At 52.8% G+C, this 17,114-nt stretch carries 13 protein-coding genes; 8 read left to right on the top strand and 5 right to left on the bottom strand.

The window, feature by feature from the left end; all coding sequences use genetic code 11:
• Positions 1–139 precede the first annotated feature (139 nt).
• The 4 genes from OGY06_RS19355 to queF form a co-directional block, all read right to left on the bottom strand.
• Positions 140–1,507 (bottom strand): L-serine ammonia-lyase, encoded by a 1,368-nt coding sequence (locus OGY06_RS19355; protein ID WP_003825661.1) that lies wholly within the window; start codon positions 1,505–1,507, stop codon positions 140–142.
• A 53-nt stretch (positions 1,508–1,560) separates the two neighbouring features.
• A complete protein-coding gene (locus OGY06_RS19350; RefSeq protein ID WP_003034073.1) occupies positions 1,561–2,850 on the bottom strand; it encodes an HAAAP family serine/threonine permease in 1,290 nt (429 codons plus the stop codon).
• Positions 2,851–3,410: 560 nt separating this feature from the next.
• Positions 3,411–4,775: a nucleotide 5'-monophosphate nucleosidase PpnN gene (ppnN, locus tag OGY06_RS19345; RefSeq protein WP_003034076.1), complete on the bottom strand. Its 1,365-nt coding sequence runs from the start codon at positions 4,773–4,775 to the stop codon at positions 3,411–3,413.
• Positions 4,776–4,888: 113 nt separating this feature from the next.
• On the bottom strand, positions 4,889–5,737 hold the full coding sequence (gene queF / locus OGY06_RS19340; protein WP_003825665.1) for an NADPH-dependent 7-cyano-7-deazaguanine reductase QueF: 849 nt from the start codon (positions 5,735–5,737) through the stop codon (positions 4,889–4,891).
• Positions 5,738–5,805: 68 nt separating this feature from the next.
• Here queF and syd point away from each other — a divergent pair, with 68 nt between their 5' ends.
• The 8 genes from syd to OGY06_RS19300 all read left to right on the top strand — a co-directional run bounded on the left by syd (position 5,806) and on the right by OGY06_RS19300 (position 14,188).
• Complete coding sequence (gene syd, locus OGY06_RS19335; protein WP_003825668.1) at positions 5,806–6,351, top strand: SecY-interacting protein; 546 nt, start codon at positions 5,806–5,808, stop codon at positions 6,349–6,351.
• Between the two features lie 632 nt (positions 6,352–6,983).
• Complete coding sequence (locus OGY06_RS19330; protein ID WP_003825670.1) at positions 6,984–7,313, top strand: YqcC family protein; 330 nt, start codon at positions 6,984–6,986, stop codon at positions 7,311–7,313.
• Complete coding sequence (gene truC, locus OGY06_RS19325; RefSeq protein WP_126317471.1) at positions 7,313–8,095, top strand: tRNA pseudouridine(65) synthase TruC; 783 nt, start codon at positions 7,313–7,315, stop codon at positions 8,093–8,095. The genes OGY06_RS19330 and truC overlap by 1 nt, the downstream gene beginning before the upstream one ends.
• A 19-nt stretch (positions 8,096–8,114) precedes the next feature.
• Positions 8,115–8,564, top strand: a complete 450-nt coding sequence (locus tag OGY06_RS19320) for a flavodoxin (protein ID WP_003825676.1) — start codon at positions 8,115–8,117, stop codon at positions 8,562–8,564.
• A gap of 342 nt (positions 8,565–8,906) precedes the next feature.
• Positions 8,907–10,259: a galactarate/glucarate/glycerate transporter GudP gene (gene gudP, locus OGY06_RS19315; protein WP_200921230.1), complete on the top strand. Its 1,353-nt coding sequence runs from the start codon at positions 8,907–8,909 to the stop codon at positions 10,257–10,259.
• Between the two features lie 2 nt (positions 10,260–10,261).
• Positions 10,262–11,602, top strand: a complete 1,341-nt coding sequence (locus OGY06_RS19310) for an enolase C-terminal domain-like protein (RefSeq protein ID WP_032934086.1) — start codon at positions 10,262–10,264, stop codon at positions 11,600–11,602.
• 20 nt (positions 11,603–11,622) lie between these two features.
• Positions 11,623–12,963, top strand: coding sequence for a glucarate dehydratase (gene gudD / locus OGY06_RS19305; RefSeq protein WP_003825684.1), 1,341 nt, complete (start codon positions 11,623–11,625; stop codon positions 12,961–12,963).
• Between the two features lie 82 nt (positions 12,964–13,045).
• The gene (locus OGY06_RS19300; RefSeq protein WP_286605883.1) at positions 13,046–14,188 is read left to right on the top strand and encodes a glycerate kinase; all 1,143 of its coding nucleotides are present in this window, start codon (positions 13,046–13,048) and stop codon (positions 14,186–14,188) included.
• Between the two features lie 119 nt (positions 14,189–14,307).
• Here OGY06_RS19300 and barA read toward each other — a convergent pair whose 3' ends face one another.
• Positions 14,308–17,064, bottom strand: coding sequence for a two-component sensor histidine kinase BarA (gene barA, locus OGY06_RS19295; protein ID WP_003825687.1), 2,757 nt, complete (start codon positions 17,062–17,064; stop codon positions 14,308–14,310).
• Positions 17,065–17,114: the final 50 nt, after the last annotated feature.

Genomic DNA, 17,114 nt, shown 5'->3' with positions numbered 1-17,114 from the left:
GTAACATTCACGACGAGTGGAGACGAGCATTGCGAAAGAGCGCTATCCGAAAGCCTGATAAGCGAAGTGCCAGCAGGCAATAAAAGCCGGATACGGCGAGCGCCTTATCCGGCCTACAGATACGAAAATGTGCTGAGAATTAATCGCAGGTGACAATCTTCATCGCCAGACCACCACGAGAGGTTTCGCGGTATTTGGCATTCATGTCTTTACCGGTTTCGTACATGGTCTCGATAACTTTATCGAGGCACACGCGTGGTTCACTGGTACGGCGCAGCGCCATACGTGCAGCGTTCACCGCTTTAACCGAAGCAATGGCATTACGCTCAATGCACGGTACCTGAACCTGGCCGGCAACCGGGTCGCAGGTCAGACCCAGGTTGTGTTCCATACCGATTTCTGCCGCGATGCACACCTGCATTGGGCTACCGCCCAGCAGTTCAGCCAGACCAGCCGCTGCCATGGAGCAGGCGACGCCAACTTCACCCTGACAGCCGACTTCGGCACCAGAGATAGAGGCGTTCATCTTGTACAGTGAACCAATGGCGCTCGCGACCAGCATGTAGCGTGCCAGCGAGTTAGCGTTCACTTCACGGATAAACTTGTCGTAATACGCCAGTACGGCAGGAACAATCCCGCATGCACCGTTGGTTGGTGCAGTCACCACGCGTCCACCGGCTGCGTTTTCTTCGTTCACGGCCAGCGCGAACATGTTGATCCAGTCAACAACCGCCATCGGGTCGGTGGTGGTTTTGTCGCTGCTGACCAGCATGCGACGCAGCGCAGCAGCACGACGCGGAACGCGCAGTTTGCCCGGCAATACACCTTCGGTGGTGATGCCGCGTTCAATCCCGCTACGCATCACTTCCCAGACGTTAGCAAAGTGCTGTTCCAGCTCTTCTTTGCTGTGCAGCGCCAGTTCGTTTTGCATCATCAGACCGGAAAGCGACAGGCCGGTTTCCTGGCAATGACGTTGCAAATCAGCTGCGGATTTATACGGATATGGCACGTTTACCGGAGAGTTGTTCGGTAAACCAAAATGTTCTTCATCAACGATGAACCCACCGCCAATGGAATAGTAAGTCTGGCTGTAAATGGCCTTTTCGCCCGCCAGTGCGGTAATGCGCATCCCGTTTTCGTGCAGGGACAGATTGTCCGTATGGAAATTCATGCACTTATCGACCGGGAACTCGACCTCATGTTGACCGTCTGCCAGCAGCAAACGCCCATGAGTATTCACATCCTGGATAAAGGACGGAATGGCATCAATGTCTACGGTATCCGGCAGATTACCCGCCAGGCCCATAATAATCGCGATGTCGGTATGGTGACCTTTCCCCGTCAGAGATAAAGAGCCATAGACATCAACCACTACGCGGGTTACGTCAGTGAGAATTCCGCGTGCAATCAGGTCATCCGTGAATTGTTTGCCTGCTTTCATCGGGCCAACAGTGTGGGAGCTGGAAGGGCCAATGCCGATTTTGAAAATATCGAATACGCTAATCATGAGGCGTCCATTGTGTATCGAGATGCGCCGCCCCGAGGAGCGGCGCAGGGGAATTAACTGAACAGAGAGTAGAAAATAGCGGAGATAGCGATCAGGCCCATAATCACAACGAAGACGTTGCTGATATGGCCGCTGTACTTACGCATTGCCGGTACTTTCTGAATGGCATACATCGGCATCAGGAACAGAATCATCGCGATGATTGGGCCACCCAGGGTCTCAATCATGCCGAGGATGCTTGGGTTCAGCGTCGCCACAATCCAGGTGGTTACCAGCATGAACAGCGCAGTGATTTTGTTCAGTTTGTTGATTTCGATGGATTTGCCTTTGCCGCGCAGAGACTTAATCACCATACCATTGAAGCCTTCACGTGCACCCAGGTAGTGGCCCAGGAAGGATTTGGTGATAGCGATAATCGCGATGATCGGTGCCATCCAGGCAATAATCGGCGCGTTAAAGTGGTTCGCCAGGTAAGACAGAATCGAGATGTTCTGCTCTTTCGCTGCTGCCAGGTCTGCCGGAGTCAGGCTGAATACGCAGCTGAAGACGAAGAACATAACGGTCAGTACCATCATGATGTGAGCGAATGCCAGAATCTTGGAGCATTTTTTCTCTGCTTCATCACCGTACTCTTCACGCTTCGCCACGGCGAAGGAGGATATGATCGGGGAGTGGTTGAAGGAGAACACCATTACCGGAATTGCCAGCCACAGGGTCAACAGCAGGCCGTTGCCGGTGGTTGCCGCAGAGTCAAAAGACATGGTTTCCAGAATCGCACCGCTCCACTGAGGGATCAGGTACAGCGCCAGCAGCATCAGCGCCGCAACGAACGGGAATACCAGGATGCTCATCGCCTTAACGATCATCTGCTCACCGAAGCGCACGATGGTCATCATGCCGACAATCAGGATCAGTGACAGGATTGCGCGCGGCGGCGGCGTAATCGCCAGCTGGTGGGTCAGGAAGCTTTCAACCGTGTTGGTGATGGCTACGCTGTAAACCAACAGAATCGGGTAGATAGCGAAGAAGTAGAGCAGGGTAATCAGTTTACCTGCACCAACACCAAAGTGTTCTTCTACAACTTCGGTGATGTCTTCACCCGGATTTTTACCGGACAGCACAAAGCGAGTCAGGCCACGGTGTGCAAAGAAGGTCATTGGGAAGGCAAGGATCGCCATGATGATCAGCGGGATCATACCGCCTACGCCTGCGTTAATCGGCAGGAACAATACACCCGCCCCAATCGCCGTGCCGTAAAGGCCCAGCATCCACATGGTGTCTGTTTTGCGCCATGCGCTGCGGGTCTGGCCCGTAACGATAGTGCTGGTTTGAGTGTTTTCCATCTATTTCTCCTGGAGGAAGCTTAAAAAGTCGGGTTTGGGGTCAATCCAATGAGAAAGTACCCGACTGTAAATCGAAATTCGTTGAGCGATTTTTATATAATTTTTCGCCGTAATAATTTTCGGGCGGAAAGATACATTTTAGTAATGAATGTATCAGTGATCGGGATCCCAAATGCAATAATCCACCTTTTATGTGGATAAATTTGGGCCATTAATCTGTTAAAAAATAGTCAAAGCGAATTTACGGGCGCGAAGGCTAACATTAACGACATATCTCATGAAAGCGAAGGCGCGAAGATAGGCGTGTTCAGCTGTAAAAACTGTTGTTTTTAGATGATTTCGGCGACTAATAATAATTTTCTAAGATAAATCACGGTTGGTTTTTCAAGGTAATCGTTTGCGTAGCTCCCTGTTTTTTATGAATCATCACTGGCATTTATATGATTGTCGGAGCTATGTGACTGGTATCACTAAAAAAAGCCGGGAGGCAAGTGCGCCAAACCCGGCTTTGATATGGACAAAACTGTCACCGCTATAGCGCTGCTAGCGGGTGTTGAAGGTTAGGCGCAGATCTCGTAACAAGGGATATACGCAGTGCCCGGTAACTTCATACGATGTTGTGCAACAAAGCCCTGCAGGAGATCGTCCATGCGGCGCATCATTTCGCGGTCACCGTGGATTTTGTACGGGCCAAACTCTTCAATAGCGCGGATCCCGACTTCCTTCACGTTACCTGCCACAATACCGGAGAATGCACGCCGTAAATCGGCGGCCAATACTTCAACGGGTTGATCCGGGTACAGCTTCAGGTTGGCCATGTTTTCATGGGACGGCTCGAACGGCATTTGCAGATCGGGCGCGATACGAATCGACCAGTTAAAGCTGTAAGCATCTCCTGTGTCGCGACGGTTTTCTTTCACCAGCGGCATCGCTTTTTTCATCAGACGCGCCACTTCTGCCGCATCGTCAATGATGATGCGATAGTGGCGACGCGCATCTTCCCCCAGCGTGTGCACGATAAATTCGTCCAGCACGCGGAAGTAATCCGCACTCTCTTTTGGTCCGGTCAGGATCAGCGGTAGAACCTGATCTTTGTTGGCAGGATTCATCAGGATCCCCAGCAGATACAGCAGCTCTTCTGCTGTCCCTACGCCACCCGGGAAGATGATAATACCGTGGGCGATACGCACGAACGCTTCCAGACGTTTTTCAATGTCCGGCATGATGATCAGTTCGTTTACCAGCGGGTTAGGCGGTTCAGCGGCGATGATTGACGGTTCGGTCATGCCAATAAAGCGGCTGTCTTTGTATCGCTGCTGGGCGTGGCCGACCGCAGCGCCTTTCATTGGCGCTTCCATCGCCCCCGGACCGCAGCCGGTACAGATGTTTAGTTCGCGCAGGCCCAGTTGGGTGCCGACGCGACGGGCGTACAGGTATTCATTCTCGTTGATTGAGTGACCGCCCCAGCAGACGACCATGTTCGGCGCTTCACCAACGTGCAGCGCCCGTGCATTACGCAGGATCGAGAATACGAGGTTGGTAATATGCACCGAGCTTTCGAGATCCAGATGCTGAAAACGACCAGCGTTATGGATCTGGCCATTGACGAACAGAATGTCACGCAGCACGGCAAACAGGTTTGCCTGTAGCGCACGAATAATGCGTCCGTCAACAAACGCATCTTCAGGTGGGTTGATCAGTTCCAGCTTCACGCCCCGTTCGCGGCGCAGTACGTTAATATCGAAACTTTCAAAGCGTGACAGCAGTTCTTTGCTGTTGTCGGTCAAACTGCCGGAGTTCAGAACGGCAAGCGAACAGTTACGAAACAGTTGATACAGGTCGCTGCTGGCCGTGCGTTTAAGCATATCGACTTCCAGCTGCGACAACATGTCCATTGAGCCAAGCGGGCTAATATGTGTAATCAAGTAAACTCCTTATGGGACGCAACACGTCATTCCCTATTGATTACAATAGCCCTGGCTTATGACCTTTCACAACCTTGCGCGCGGAATCCGACACGCAAAATTGAGAAAAAAGATTACTGACGTACCAGACGACCGGTTGCCGGAGTGAAATCGGTGTTGGTGCGCCATGGGTTAATGTCCAGGCCGCCACGTCGCGTGTAGCGTGCGTAGACGCTCAGTTTCTCTGGCTGGCAGAAGCGCAGAATGTCATTGAAAATACGTTCCACGCACTGCTCATGAAATTCATTATGGTGGCGGAAGGAGACCAGATAACGCAGCAGCTTCTCTCTGTCGATTTTCCGTCCACGATACTGAATTTGTATGGAGCCCCAGTCGGGTTGATGGGTAATCAGACAGTTGGATTTCAGCAGGTGGCTGACCAGCGTCTCTTCCACTGCTTTTTCACCGCTCACGGCATTTTCCAGATACGCAGTGCTGAACTGGTAGTTGTCGATGACGATATCCTGATTGTCGATACAGGTCCCATTAAAGTGGGCTATCGGCTGCCCTTCCAGTTCGTCAAGGCGGTACAGCGCCACGCTGACATCACCTTGAGCGCAGGCGCGAAGATCGTTTTCCAGTGTCTGGCGTACCGCGTCCCAGGAATCAAAACGCGTCTGGTTAAAACTGTTCAGGTAAAGCTTAAAGCTTTTCGACTCAATCAGATTTACGCTGGTGTAATCCAGTTCCACGTGACCGACCGCGACTTGCGGTAAGCCGTTGGCATTCAGCCACGACAGTTCATATAGCGTCCAGATATCCGCACCGTGAAAAGGCAAGTTATCGGCCTTTAAATCCAGCGGGTCGCGATTCAGGCTGCGCGGAACGCCCTGCAACAGACTTGCATCGTAATTGTCTCGGTAATCCGTTGATTTACCAAGAGTCAGGCCGTTAAGCGCCTGATGATTTTCATAAGAGGACATGTTTCACCGTCATAAACCAGATACACTATGCGACAAGTGTATCCTGGCTTTTGTGAAGAGAGAAATCAGTGGACGAATTGACAGCGCAGGCGTTGATAGCCTTTACGACGCGTTATTGCGACGCATGGCATGAAAAAAACAACAGTTGGCCGCTCAGCGAAGAGCTGTATGGCGTACCTTCTCCGTGTATCATTTCTTCCACAGACGATGCCGTATTTTGGCGGCCTCAACCTTTTGTCGGCGAAAATAACCTCAATGCGGTTGAACGGGCCTTTGATATTGTGGTACAACCTGCCGTTCACGCTTTTTACACCACCCAGTTTGCTGGTGATATGCACGCGCAGTTTGCGGATGAAAAGCTCACGCTGCTGCAAACCTGGAGTGAAGATGACTTCAGGCGCGTTCAGGAAAACCTGATTGGTCATCTGGTTACGCAAAAGCGCCTCAAGCTATCACCTACGCTTTTTATTGCCACACAAGATAATGAGCTTGACGTCATTTCGGTGTGCAATCTGTCCGGTGAAGTGTGCAAAGAAACGCTGGGAACCCGTAAACGAACGGTGCTGGCGGCCTCACTTGCGGAATTCCTCACTCAACTTAAGCCAGTTCTGTAATCCAGTTTGCCCTGAATCTTGTGAGAGATCTCTTACAAACCCTGTAGGACATTGCCAGGTGATAAGTAAAGACTTAATGAATTGATAAAATAATAATTTATTATTATTCAATTGGTTAGTGTCTTATTGTCAACTTTCATACGAAAATAATCGTAAGGGTAAGCCTGTAAGCATCTTGTAAGACAAAGCGAAACAGGCGATTCTATATCTGTCGACAAGGAGTCGCACAACGAAGAGAACATCAGGATGATGGCTCTTCGACAGGACACACCAGGACGGTGTTGCAAGGATAGGCTTCAGGACGAAGCAAAGAGGAAGACGCTGGATGCGTTAAAGGACACCTCCAGGATGGAGAATGAGAGCCGGTCAGGATGTTCGGCGGGTCTGGATGGCCAGGATACTTCAGGATGAAGTTTTCACATCGGGGTGATGTGAGCAGGATGCAAAAGTTCAGGATGAACACGGTCGTAAGACCACAGGAAAAGTTGTCACGGATGAGCAGGGAGCACTAAAAGTAGCTGGAATGCTGCGAAACGAACCGGGAGCACTGTTTTTACAGTGCTCCCTTTTTTTATTTCCCTTCACTAGTGCTATTCTTCGCGCCAGATTTTTTCATCATTGAGGTTAATTTCATGACGACTCATGACCGTGTGCGCCAGCAGTTACACGCACTTGAAGCGCTACTGCGTGAACATCATCACTGGCGGATGGATGAGCCAGCAGAGCATCTGTTTACCAGTACGCAGCCTTTTTGTATGGATACCATGGAGCCGGTCGAGTGGCTGCAGTGGGTGTTGATTCCCCGCATGCATACGTTGATTGATAACGCGCAGCCGCTTCCGCAGGCTTTTGCCGTCGCACCGTATTACGAAATGGCGCTGGCAGCCGATCACCCGCAGCGCGACATTCTCCTGGCTGCATTGCAGGAGCTGGATGCGCTGTTTACAAGTGATAACGCCTGATGCTGGAAATTCTTTATCAGGACGAATGGCTGGTCGCCGTCAATAAACCTTCGGGCTGGTTGGTTCACCGCAGTTGGCTCGACCGGGATGAGAAAGTGGTGGTGATGCAAACGGTGCGCGACCAAATTGGTCAGCACGTATTTACCGCCCATCGACTCGACAGACCAACCTCCGGCGTGCTGCTGATGGGACTGTCCAGCGAAGCCGGGCGTTTACTGTCCCAGCAGTTTGAACATCATCAAATTCAGAAACGCTATCATGCGATTGTGCGTGGCTGGCTGATGGATGATGCCGTGCTGGATTACCCGCTGGTCGAAGAGCTGGATAAGATTGCCGATAAGTTTGCCCGCGATGATAAAGGCCCGCAGCCTGCTGTCACCCATTATCGTGGCCTGGCAACGGTAGAAATGCCGGTAGCGACCGGGCGTTATCCGACTACCCGTTACGGGCTGGTGGAGCTGGACCCTAAAACCGGTCGCAAGCACCAGCTCAGACGCCATCTGGCGCACTTGCGCCATCCGATTATCGGCGACAGCAAGCATGGTGATTTGCGGCAAAACCGCAGCGCCGCGGAGCATTTCGGTTGCCAGAGATTGATGCTGCATGCCAGCCAGCTTGCGCTGACCCATCCTTTCACCGGCGAACCGCTGGTTATTCGCGCCGGGCTGGATGACGTCTGGATGCAGGCGTTATCACAGTTTGGCTGGCGTGGACTTCTCTCTGAGAATGAAAGGGTTGAGTTCAGCGGGCTGTCAGGTCAGGATGAGCAGATAGATTCTTAAGTCCCAGGAGATTACGGTTATGGCGGAAATTGGAATTTTTGTCGGCACGATGTACGGAAACGCGCTGCTGGTTGCCGAAGAGGCCGAAGCTATTTTGACGGCGCAGGGTCATAAAGCTACGGTGTTCGAAGATCCGGAGCTTAGCGACTGGCAGGCATATCAGGATAAATATGTACTGGTGGTGACTTCCACGACCGGGCAGGGCGATCTGCCGGATAGCATCGTGCCGCTGTTTCAAGGGATCAAAGATAATCTCGGTTTCCAGCCAAATCTGCATTACGGGGTAATTGGGCTGGGCGACAGTAGCTACGTTAATTTCTGCAATGGCGGCAAACAGTTCGATGCCTTGTTGCAGGAACAAAGCGCCCACCGTGTAGGAGAAATGCTGCTGATTGATGCCAGCGAGCATCCTGAACCGGAAAGCGAATCCAATCCCTGGGTAGAAAACTGGGGAACCTTGCTTAAGTAACTCCCTCGCCCGTACGGGCTGCAACCCCCATTTGAACCGCAAGCCGGGCCAGGCGAAGCCGCCACCCGGCAATAAAACCCCAATTACGTGAACTAACTTCCACTACTTTGGGCTTATGCCCCAAACAACTTCTCACTGCCTCCCTAATGTTGTGTTCATGCACGGTGAGGGCAAGTGGCACTCCTTCATATACTTTTCCCGTCAGTTCCCGGAATGGCAGCGAGTCAGAATAAAACGGCCCTGAGCTGTACCAACACTGCCACACACTAACCTCTCATTCTGATCACCCTACAGGTGCTGTACAGAATGAACTGGCGAAAGCCAGGATTCAGGAGTGCAACAATGAGTTCATTAAGTCAGGCGTCGAGCAGCGCGGAAAAACGCACTAACGCTCGCTACTGGATAGTGGTGATGCTGTTTATCGTCACATCCTTCAACTACGGCGATCGCGCCACCTTATCCATTGCCGGTTCGGAGATGGCCAAAGACATTGGTCTGGATGCGGTAGGGATGGGGTATGTATTCTCCGCTTTCTCATGGGCCTATGTTATCGGCCAGATTCCTGGCGGCTGGTTGCTCGACCGCTTTGGTTCAAAACGCGTTTATTTCTGGTCCATCTTTATTTGGTCCATGTTTACCCTGCTGCAGGGTTTTGTCGATATCTTCAGTGGTTTCGGCATTATCGTTGCGCTGTTTACCCTGCGTTTCCTCGTCGGTTTAGCTGAAGCGCCCTCCTTCCCCGGCAACAGTCGTATTGTGGCGGCGTGGTTCCCGGCACAGGAAAGGGGCACGGCGGTCGCTATCTTTAACTCTGCGCAATACTTTGCCACCGTTATCTTCGCGCCAATCATGGGTTGGCTGACCCATGAAGTGGGCTGGTCGCATGTGTTCTTTTTTATGGGCGGCCTCGGGATCATTATCAGCTTCGTCTGGCTGAAGGTGATTCATGAACCGAACCAGCACCCGGGCGTAAACCAAAAAGAGCTGGAGTACATTGCCGAAGGTGGGGCGCTGATCAACATGGATCAGGCGGCAGCCAAAACTAAAGTGCCGTTTAGCGTGAAGTGGGGGCAAATCAAACAGCTGCTGGGTTCACGGATGATGATCGGGATTTACATCGGCCAGTACTGCATTAACGCGCTGACCTACTTCTTTATCACCTGGTTCCCGGTTTATCTGGTGCAGGCTCGCGGTATGTCGATTTTGAAAGCTGGCTTTGTTGCTTCGGTTCCGGCCATTTGCGGATTCGCCGGCGGCGTGCTCGGCGGCATTATTTCCGACTGGTTGATGCGCCGTACCGGTTCGCTGAATATCGCCCGTAAAACGCCAATCGTACTCGGTATGCTGTTGTCGATGGTGATGGTGTTCTGTAACTACGTCAATGTGGAGTGGATGATCATCGGCTTTATGGCGCTGGCCTTCTTCGGCAAAGGTATCGGTGCGCTGGGCTGGGCGGTGATGGCTGATACCGCACCTAAAGAAATCAGCGGTCTGAGCGGCGGTTTGTTCAACATGTTTGGCAACATCTCCGGCATCGTCACGCCAATTGCTATCGGCTACATCGTCGGGACTACTGGCTCGTTTAACGGCGCGTTGATTTACGTCGGGGTACATGCGCTGATTGCGGTGGTGAGCTATCTGGTGCTGGTGGGCGATATTAAACGTATCGAACTGAAACCTGTCGCAGGACAATGATGATGACAACACAATCAAGTCCCGTTATTACCGATATGAAGGTCATCCCGGTGGCCGGTCATGACAGCATGCTGCTCAATATTGGCGGCGCGCATAACGCATACTTTACTCGTAATATCGTGGTGCTCACCGATAATGCCGGAAACACCGGTGTCGGTGAAGCGCCAGGTGGCGAAGTGATTTATCAGACGCTGGTGGATGCGATTCCGCAGGTGTTGGGCCAGGAAGTCGCGCGCCTGAATAAGGTGGTGCAGCAGGTGCATAAAGGCAACCAGGCCGCTGATTTTGACACCTTTGGCAAAGGCGCCTGGACCTTTGAACTACGGGTCAATGCGGTAGCGGCGCTGGAAGCCGCATTGCTCGACTTGCTGGGTAAGGCGCTGAACGTGCCGGTTTGTGAACTGTTAGGGCCGGGCAAGCAGCGCGATGCGGTCACCGTACTCGGCTATCTGTTCTACGTGGGCGATCGCACAAAGACCGATTTACCGTATCTGGAAAGCACGCCGGGAAACCATGAGTGGTATCACCTGCGTCATCAGCAAGCGATGAATAGTGAGGCTGTGGTACGTCTGGCTCAGGCTTCGCAGGATCGCTACGGCTTTAAAGATTTCAAACTCAAGGGTGGTGTACTGCCTGGCGAGCAGGAAATCGACACCGCTCGTGCGCTGAAAAAATGCTTCCCGGATGCACGTATTACGGTTGATCCCAACGGTGCCTGGCTGCTGGATGAAGCCATCTCCCTGTGTAAAGGGCTGAACGATGTTCTGACCTACGCCGAAGATCCATGCGGCGCCGAACAGGGTTTTTCTGGCCGCGAAGTGATGGCCGAGTTCCGCCGTGCAACCGGTCTGCCGGTAGCAACGAACATGATAGCCACCAACTGGCGTGAAATGGGCCATGCTGTGATGCTGAACTCAGTAGATATTCCGCTGGCCGATCCGCACTTCTGGACCCTTTCTGGCGCGGTACGCGTGGCACAGTTATGCGACGACTGGGGCCTGACCTGGGGCTGCCATTCTAACAATCATTTTGATATTTCCCTGGCGATGTTCACCCACGTTGGTGCGGCTGCACCGGGTAATCCAACGGCTATTGATACCCACTGGATCTGGCAGGAGGGCGATTGCCGCCTGACCAAAAATCCGCTGGAGATTAAAAACGGAAAAATTTCGGTACCCGATGCGCCCGGTCTGGGCGTGGAACTGGACTGGGATCAGGTACAGAAAGCGCATGAAGCCTATAAGGCGCTGCCCGGTGGCGCGCGTAATGACGCAGGCCCAATGCAGTATCTGATCCCCGGATGGACTTTTGACCGTAAACGTCCCGTTTTCGGCCGCCACTAATTTTGAATAAGGACTTAATTATGAGCGCACAATTTTCTACCCCATTGGTTGCCTCTATGCAGGTTATTCCGGTTGCGGGTCATGACAGCATGCTGATGAACCTGAGCGGCGCACATGCTCCGTTCTTCACGCGCAATATTGTGATTATTAAAGATAACTCCGGTCATACCGGCGTGGGTGAAATTCCCGGCGGCGAAAAAATCCGCAAAACGCTGGAAGATGCGATCCCGTTGGTGGTAGGTAAAACGTTAGGTGAATACAAAAACGTGCTGAATGCGGTACGCAATACTTTTGCCGATCGTGATGCGGGCGGTCGCGGTTTGCAGACCTTCGATTTACGTACCACTATTCATGTGGTTACTGGGATCGAAGCGGCCATGTTGGATCTGTTAGGTCAGCATTTGGGCGTAAACGTCGCCTCTTTGCTGGGGGATGGCCAGCAGCGTAGCGAAGTTGAAATGTTGGGTTACCTGTTCTTCGTGGGTAACCGTAAGGCAACGCCGCTGCCGTACCAGAGTCAGCCGGATGAGAAATGCGACTGGTATCGTCTGCGTCATGAAGAAGCGATGACCCCGGATGCGGTAGTGCGCCTGGCGGAAGCCGCATATGAGAAGTATGGTTTTAATGATTTTAAACTGAAAGGCGGCGTCCTGGCCGGGGAAGAGGAAGCAGAATCTATCGTTGCGCTGGCGAAGCGCTTCCCGCAGGCCCGCGTCACGCTGGATCCGAATGGCGCGTGGTCGCTAAATGAAGCGATTAAGATCGGCAAATATCTGAAGGGTTCTCTGGCCTATGCGGAAGATCCGTGCGGTGCCGAGCAGGGCTTCTCAGGTCGTGAAGTGATGGCGGAATTCCGTCGCGCCACCGGTCTGCCGACCGCCACCAACATGATCGCCACCGACTGGCGTCAGATGGGGCATACGCTGTCGTTGCAGTCTGTTGATATCCCACTGGCGGACCCGCACTTCTGGACCATGCAGGGTTCTGTCCGTGTGGCGCAGATGTGCCATGAGTTCGGGCTGACCTGGGGATCGCACTCTAACAACCACTTTGATATTTCGCTGGCGATGTTTACGCATGTTGCGGCGGCGGCTCCGGGTAAAATAACCGCTATCGATACCCACTGGATCTGGCAGGAAGGCAATCAGCGCTTGACCAAAGAGCCGTTTGAAATCAAAGGCGGCATGGTGCAGGTTCCGGCAAAACCGGGTCTGGGCGTGGAGCTGGATATGGATCAGGTCATGAAAGCGCATGAACTGTACCAGCAACATGGACTGGGTGCGCGTGATGATGCGATGGGTATGCAGTATCTTATCCCGAACTGGACGTTTGATAATAAGCGTCCGTGCATGGTTCGCTAAGTGATCCAGGACCGCTCCTATAGAGTGAGCGGTTTTGCTCCTGGTGTATGCTTAACATAGTCAACATGCGTAAGGATGCTTTATGAAAATAGTAATCGCACCAGATTCCTATAAGGAAAGTTTGTGTGCGCTTGAGGTGGCAACGGCTATAGAGCAGGGGTTTCGTGAGATCTGGCCCGATGCGGATTACGTGAAGATTCCGGTTGCAGATGGCGGTGAAGGAACGGTCGAAGCGATGGTTGCCGCAACGCAAGGTCACCTTGTGCATGTTGATGTTACCGGCCCTTTGGGCAACACAATTCAGGCATTTTATGGTTTATCTGGTGATGAGCGCTCGGCGTTTATCGAAATGGCGGCCGCCAGCGGACTGGAACAGGTTCCTGTGGGGTTACGCGATCCGCTGAAAACGACATCCTGGGGAACCGGGGAGTTAATCCGTCATGCGCTGGACGCTGGCGTTGAACATATCATCATTGGGATTGGCGGTAGCGCCACCAATGATGGCGGTGCCGGGATGGTGCAAGCGCTGGGAGCAAAACTGCTGGATGCGCAAAATAACGAAATTGCGCAAGGCGGAATCGGTCTGGAATCTCTGTCCCGGATTGATATTTCTCAGTTAGACAGCCGTCTTGCCGGGTGCCGTATTGAAGTTGCTTGCGATGTGACTAACCCGTTGACTGGAAAAAAGGGCGCATCTGCGGTTTTTGGTCCGCAAAAAGGGGCGACGCCGGAGATGATTACCCGCCTGGATCGGGCGCTCACGCACTATGCGCAACTCATTGCCCGCGATCTGGACGTCAACGTGCTGGATCTGGCCGGTGGTGGTGCGGCTGGTGGTATGGGGGCGGCGCTGTATGCGTTTTGCGGCGCAAAGTTACGCTGCGGTATTGAGATAGTGACCGATGCGTTACACCTTGATGCCTGCGTTGCGGATGCGGATTTAGTTGTCACGGGTGAAGGGCGCATTGATAGTCAGACTATTCACGGTAAGGTTCCGGTTGGCGTGGCGAAGGTCGCAAAGCGTTACAACAAGCCGGTTATCGGTATCGCAGGTAGCCTGACGGCCGATGTCGGTGTGGTCCATGAGCATGGGCTGGATGCGGTTTTCAGTGTCATCTACTCCATTTGTACCCTGGATGAGGCGCTGAAGAACGCGAGCGACAACGTACGAATGACGGCGCGAAACGTAGCCGCAACGCTTAAAGCAGGGCAGCAATTACGCTGAGTTGTAGGGCGTTTACGCCGCATTCGGCGATGTGCCCGATGCGCGACGCTTATCGGGCCTACGGTAAACAGCGAAACCTGTAGGCCGGATAAGGCGGTCACGCCGCCTTCCGGCAAATATTACCCCAACAGCTTCTTTGCTTCGCGTGCAACGTTGTCCATCTCATCCAGAAGCTCTAAAAACTCAGGTTCCAGCTCTTCTTCTTTGGTTCCACTGCGTAGCTGTTGTTCAATGAGCTGACACAGGTTTTTCATGCGGGGGACACCACTATAACCGCAACTGCCGTGCAGCTTGTGAATCATATCCACTAGCCCTTCGGGGTTCTCTCCGACCAGTTGCTCTTCGATTTTGTTACGCACCTCAGGCAGAAAATCGATCAGCATTTGCAGCATATCCCGCGCCAAATCGTTCTTACCCGCGGCTTGCCTTAATGCCAGTTGCCAGTCGAGCGTCGTGTTCGGATTGACGACTGGCTCAAGAGGTTCTGCGGTGAGTGCCCGCAGCGATGTGCTTGCACCCGGTTTGTAACGTAACAGCAGATTATGTAGCTTATCTTCCTCGATAGGCTTCGCCAGGTAATCGTTCATCCCGGCGCTGAGTAGCTTCTCTTTCTGCCCGGCCATGGCGTGTGCGGTGACCGCAATGACAGGTGTCTGCTGTTGATGAGGAAGCTGGTGGATAAGTTCACAAGCGCGAATGCCGTCCATATCAGGCATCTGAATATCCATCAGGATCAGATCAAATTGCATTTGTCTGGCGCGATCCACCGCCTGATGCCCGCTGTCGCAGAGCACGACGTGCTGTACCTTATCTTCCAGCAATGCGCCAATCAGCTTGAGGTTCGCCGGGTTGTCGTCTACCGCCATGACGGTCATCGCGATTTTGCTCTCGTCTACCAGCAGCGGATCCGCGCTGTGGTTCAGCTGACAATACTCTGTCAGCGCAGGCAGTAAGCGGGTTGAGGTGAGAGGTTTCAACAGACACGCCGCCGCGCCGCCCTGTTTTAACTTCTCGGCGTTAATCTGCGCATGGCAAGGGAGGGCCAGTAACAAAAAGTCGGTCATCGCCGCTGCGCTTGCCAGCCGCTCATGCTGCATGGTGAGCGGTTCGCGTAAAGTGACCGGAATGCCGAGCAGCAGAATATCGTAGTGATCCTTCGGCAGCCCGGAGAATGAAGGGCTGTAAATCACCTCCAGCGGTGTTTCACTCAATATATCTAACGTGCATTGTGCGGCGGTGGCGTTAGGTTCGACGTAGGCCAGTCGTTTACCGGCCAGGCAGAGTGTGGTTGAGCGGTCAACGAGAACATTAGGGTTAAGATCGAGGCTGATATGGAACCAGAACGTGGAGCCCCGGTTCGGCTGGCTGTGAAAGGAGATATCCCCACCCATTTCGTTGACCAGTTTTTGCGTAATGACCAGGCCTAGCCCGGTTCCGCCATGACGCCGGGAAATACTGGCATCCGCCTGGCGGAAGGCCTGGAACAGACGGGATTGATCGCGCTCAGGAATACCGATCCCGGTATCGCGGATTTGTACTTCAATTTGCACTTTCGTGTTACTAAGGGCTCGCTTCTCGACCAGGATGTCGATGTTGCCGCCTTCGGTAAATTTGATGGCATTGCCGACCAGATTGGTGATCACCTGCTGTAAACGCAACGGATCACCGATGACGTTGTCCGGTACGTCATTCTTAATATTCAGCGTCAGCTCAAGCCCTTTATCATGGGATGAATGTGCTAACAGCGTAACGACGTCATCCAGCGTGCTGCGCAGTGGGAATGGAATGCTTTCCAGAATCAGCTTGCCCGCCTCAAGTTTGGAGAAGTCGAGTACATCATTGATGATGGCCAGCAGATTGTTAGCTGAGCGTTCAATGGTATTCAGGTGATCGCGCTGTGTGGTGTTGAGTTCGGTTTTTAGCGTCAGACGGGTGAAGCCAATCACGCCATTCAGCGGTGTTCGCAGCTCGTGGGACATGTTTGCCAGAAACTCAGACTTAATACGTGCCGCTTCCTGGGCGCGTTTCTTCGCCAGATCCAGTTCGACGTTCTGGATTTCCATCTGCTCCAGCGTTTCGCGCAGGTCAGAGGTGGCCTGATCGATGTTGTGCTGCATTTCTTCATGGTAGGCCGCGAGAGACATCGCCATCGAGTTGATACCATTTTTGAGCATATCCAGCTCGCCCAGCATGAAACCTTCCACGCGGCTGTCGAGCTGCCCTCTACGTATTCGGTCAACGGTATTCACCATATTGCGAATCGGGCCGGTCACGTCGCGCATAAGACGCCAGCCGAAAATTAACGCGATACCAATACAAAACAGCATCATTACGCTGGAGATAAAGATCTCTTTGTACTGCTGCAATCGTACGGACTTAAGGTCCAGCTCAAGCGCCACATACCCCAGCATATTTTTGGTGTTTTTGGCGTCGCTTACGGCGGATTCATCCGGTGAATAGCTTTCCGATATAATAGGGGTTCGCAGGATCATGATATCCCCGTGCCGGGTGACGCTCAGCTTACGGGGAAACGGTGAACCGGTCGCCAACTGCATTTCAGACGGATCGAGATGAAAATTAGAGGTGACGAACAGTCGGTTATTTTCGTCATAAACAGAAATTGCCCGCACGATATCGGAATGGCGACGATGCAGCACGCTGATAAGCTGGCCGATGGATTCCCTGTTTTGCAGGTTCATGCCATATTCGCTGGAGACCGCGAGTGGTTCAATGATGCTGGCACCAGCATCTTCCAGTTGACGCTGCAAGTCGTTATAGCGATGCACAACAAAAAAGATACTGAGCAACAAACCTATCAGGACGGTCGGGGCCAGGATCAGAATCATCATGCGTGCGCGCAGGCTGTAGTTGGTCATGGAGTTCCGTTATGGGACAATTAGGGTCACACTGTTAAATAGAGAAATAT

Source organism: Citrobacter sp. Cpo147, assembly GCF_030332405.1.
In the GTDB taxonomy this organism is placed as follows: domain Bacteria; phylum Pseudomonadota; class Gammaproteobacteria; order Enterobacterales; family Enterobacteriaceae; genus Citrobacter; species Citrobacter portucalensis.
Note: the sequence above shows the minus strand (reverse complement) of the source record. Positions and strands in the feature narration are given on the sequence as shown.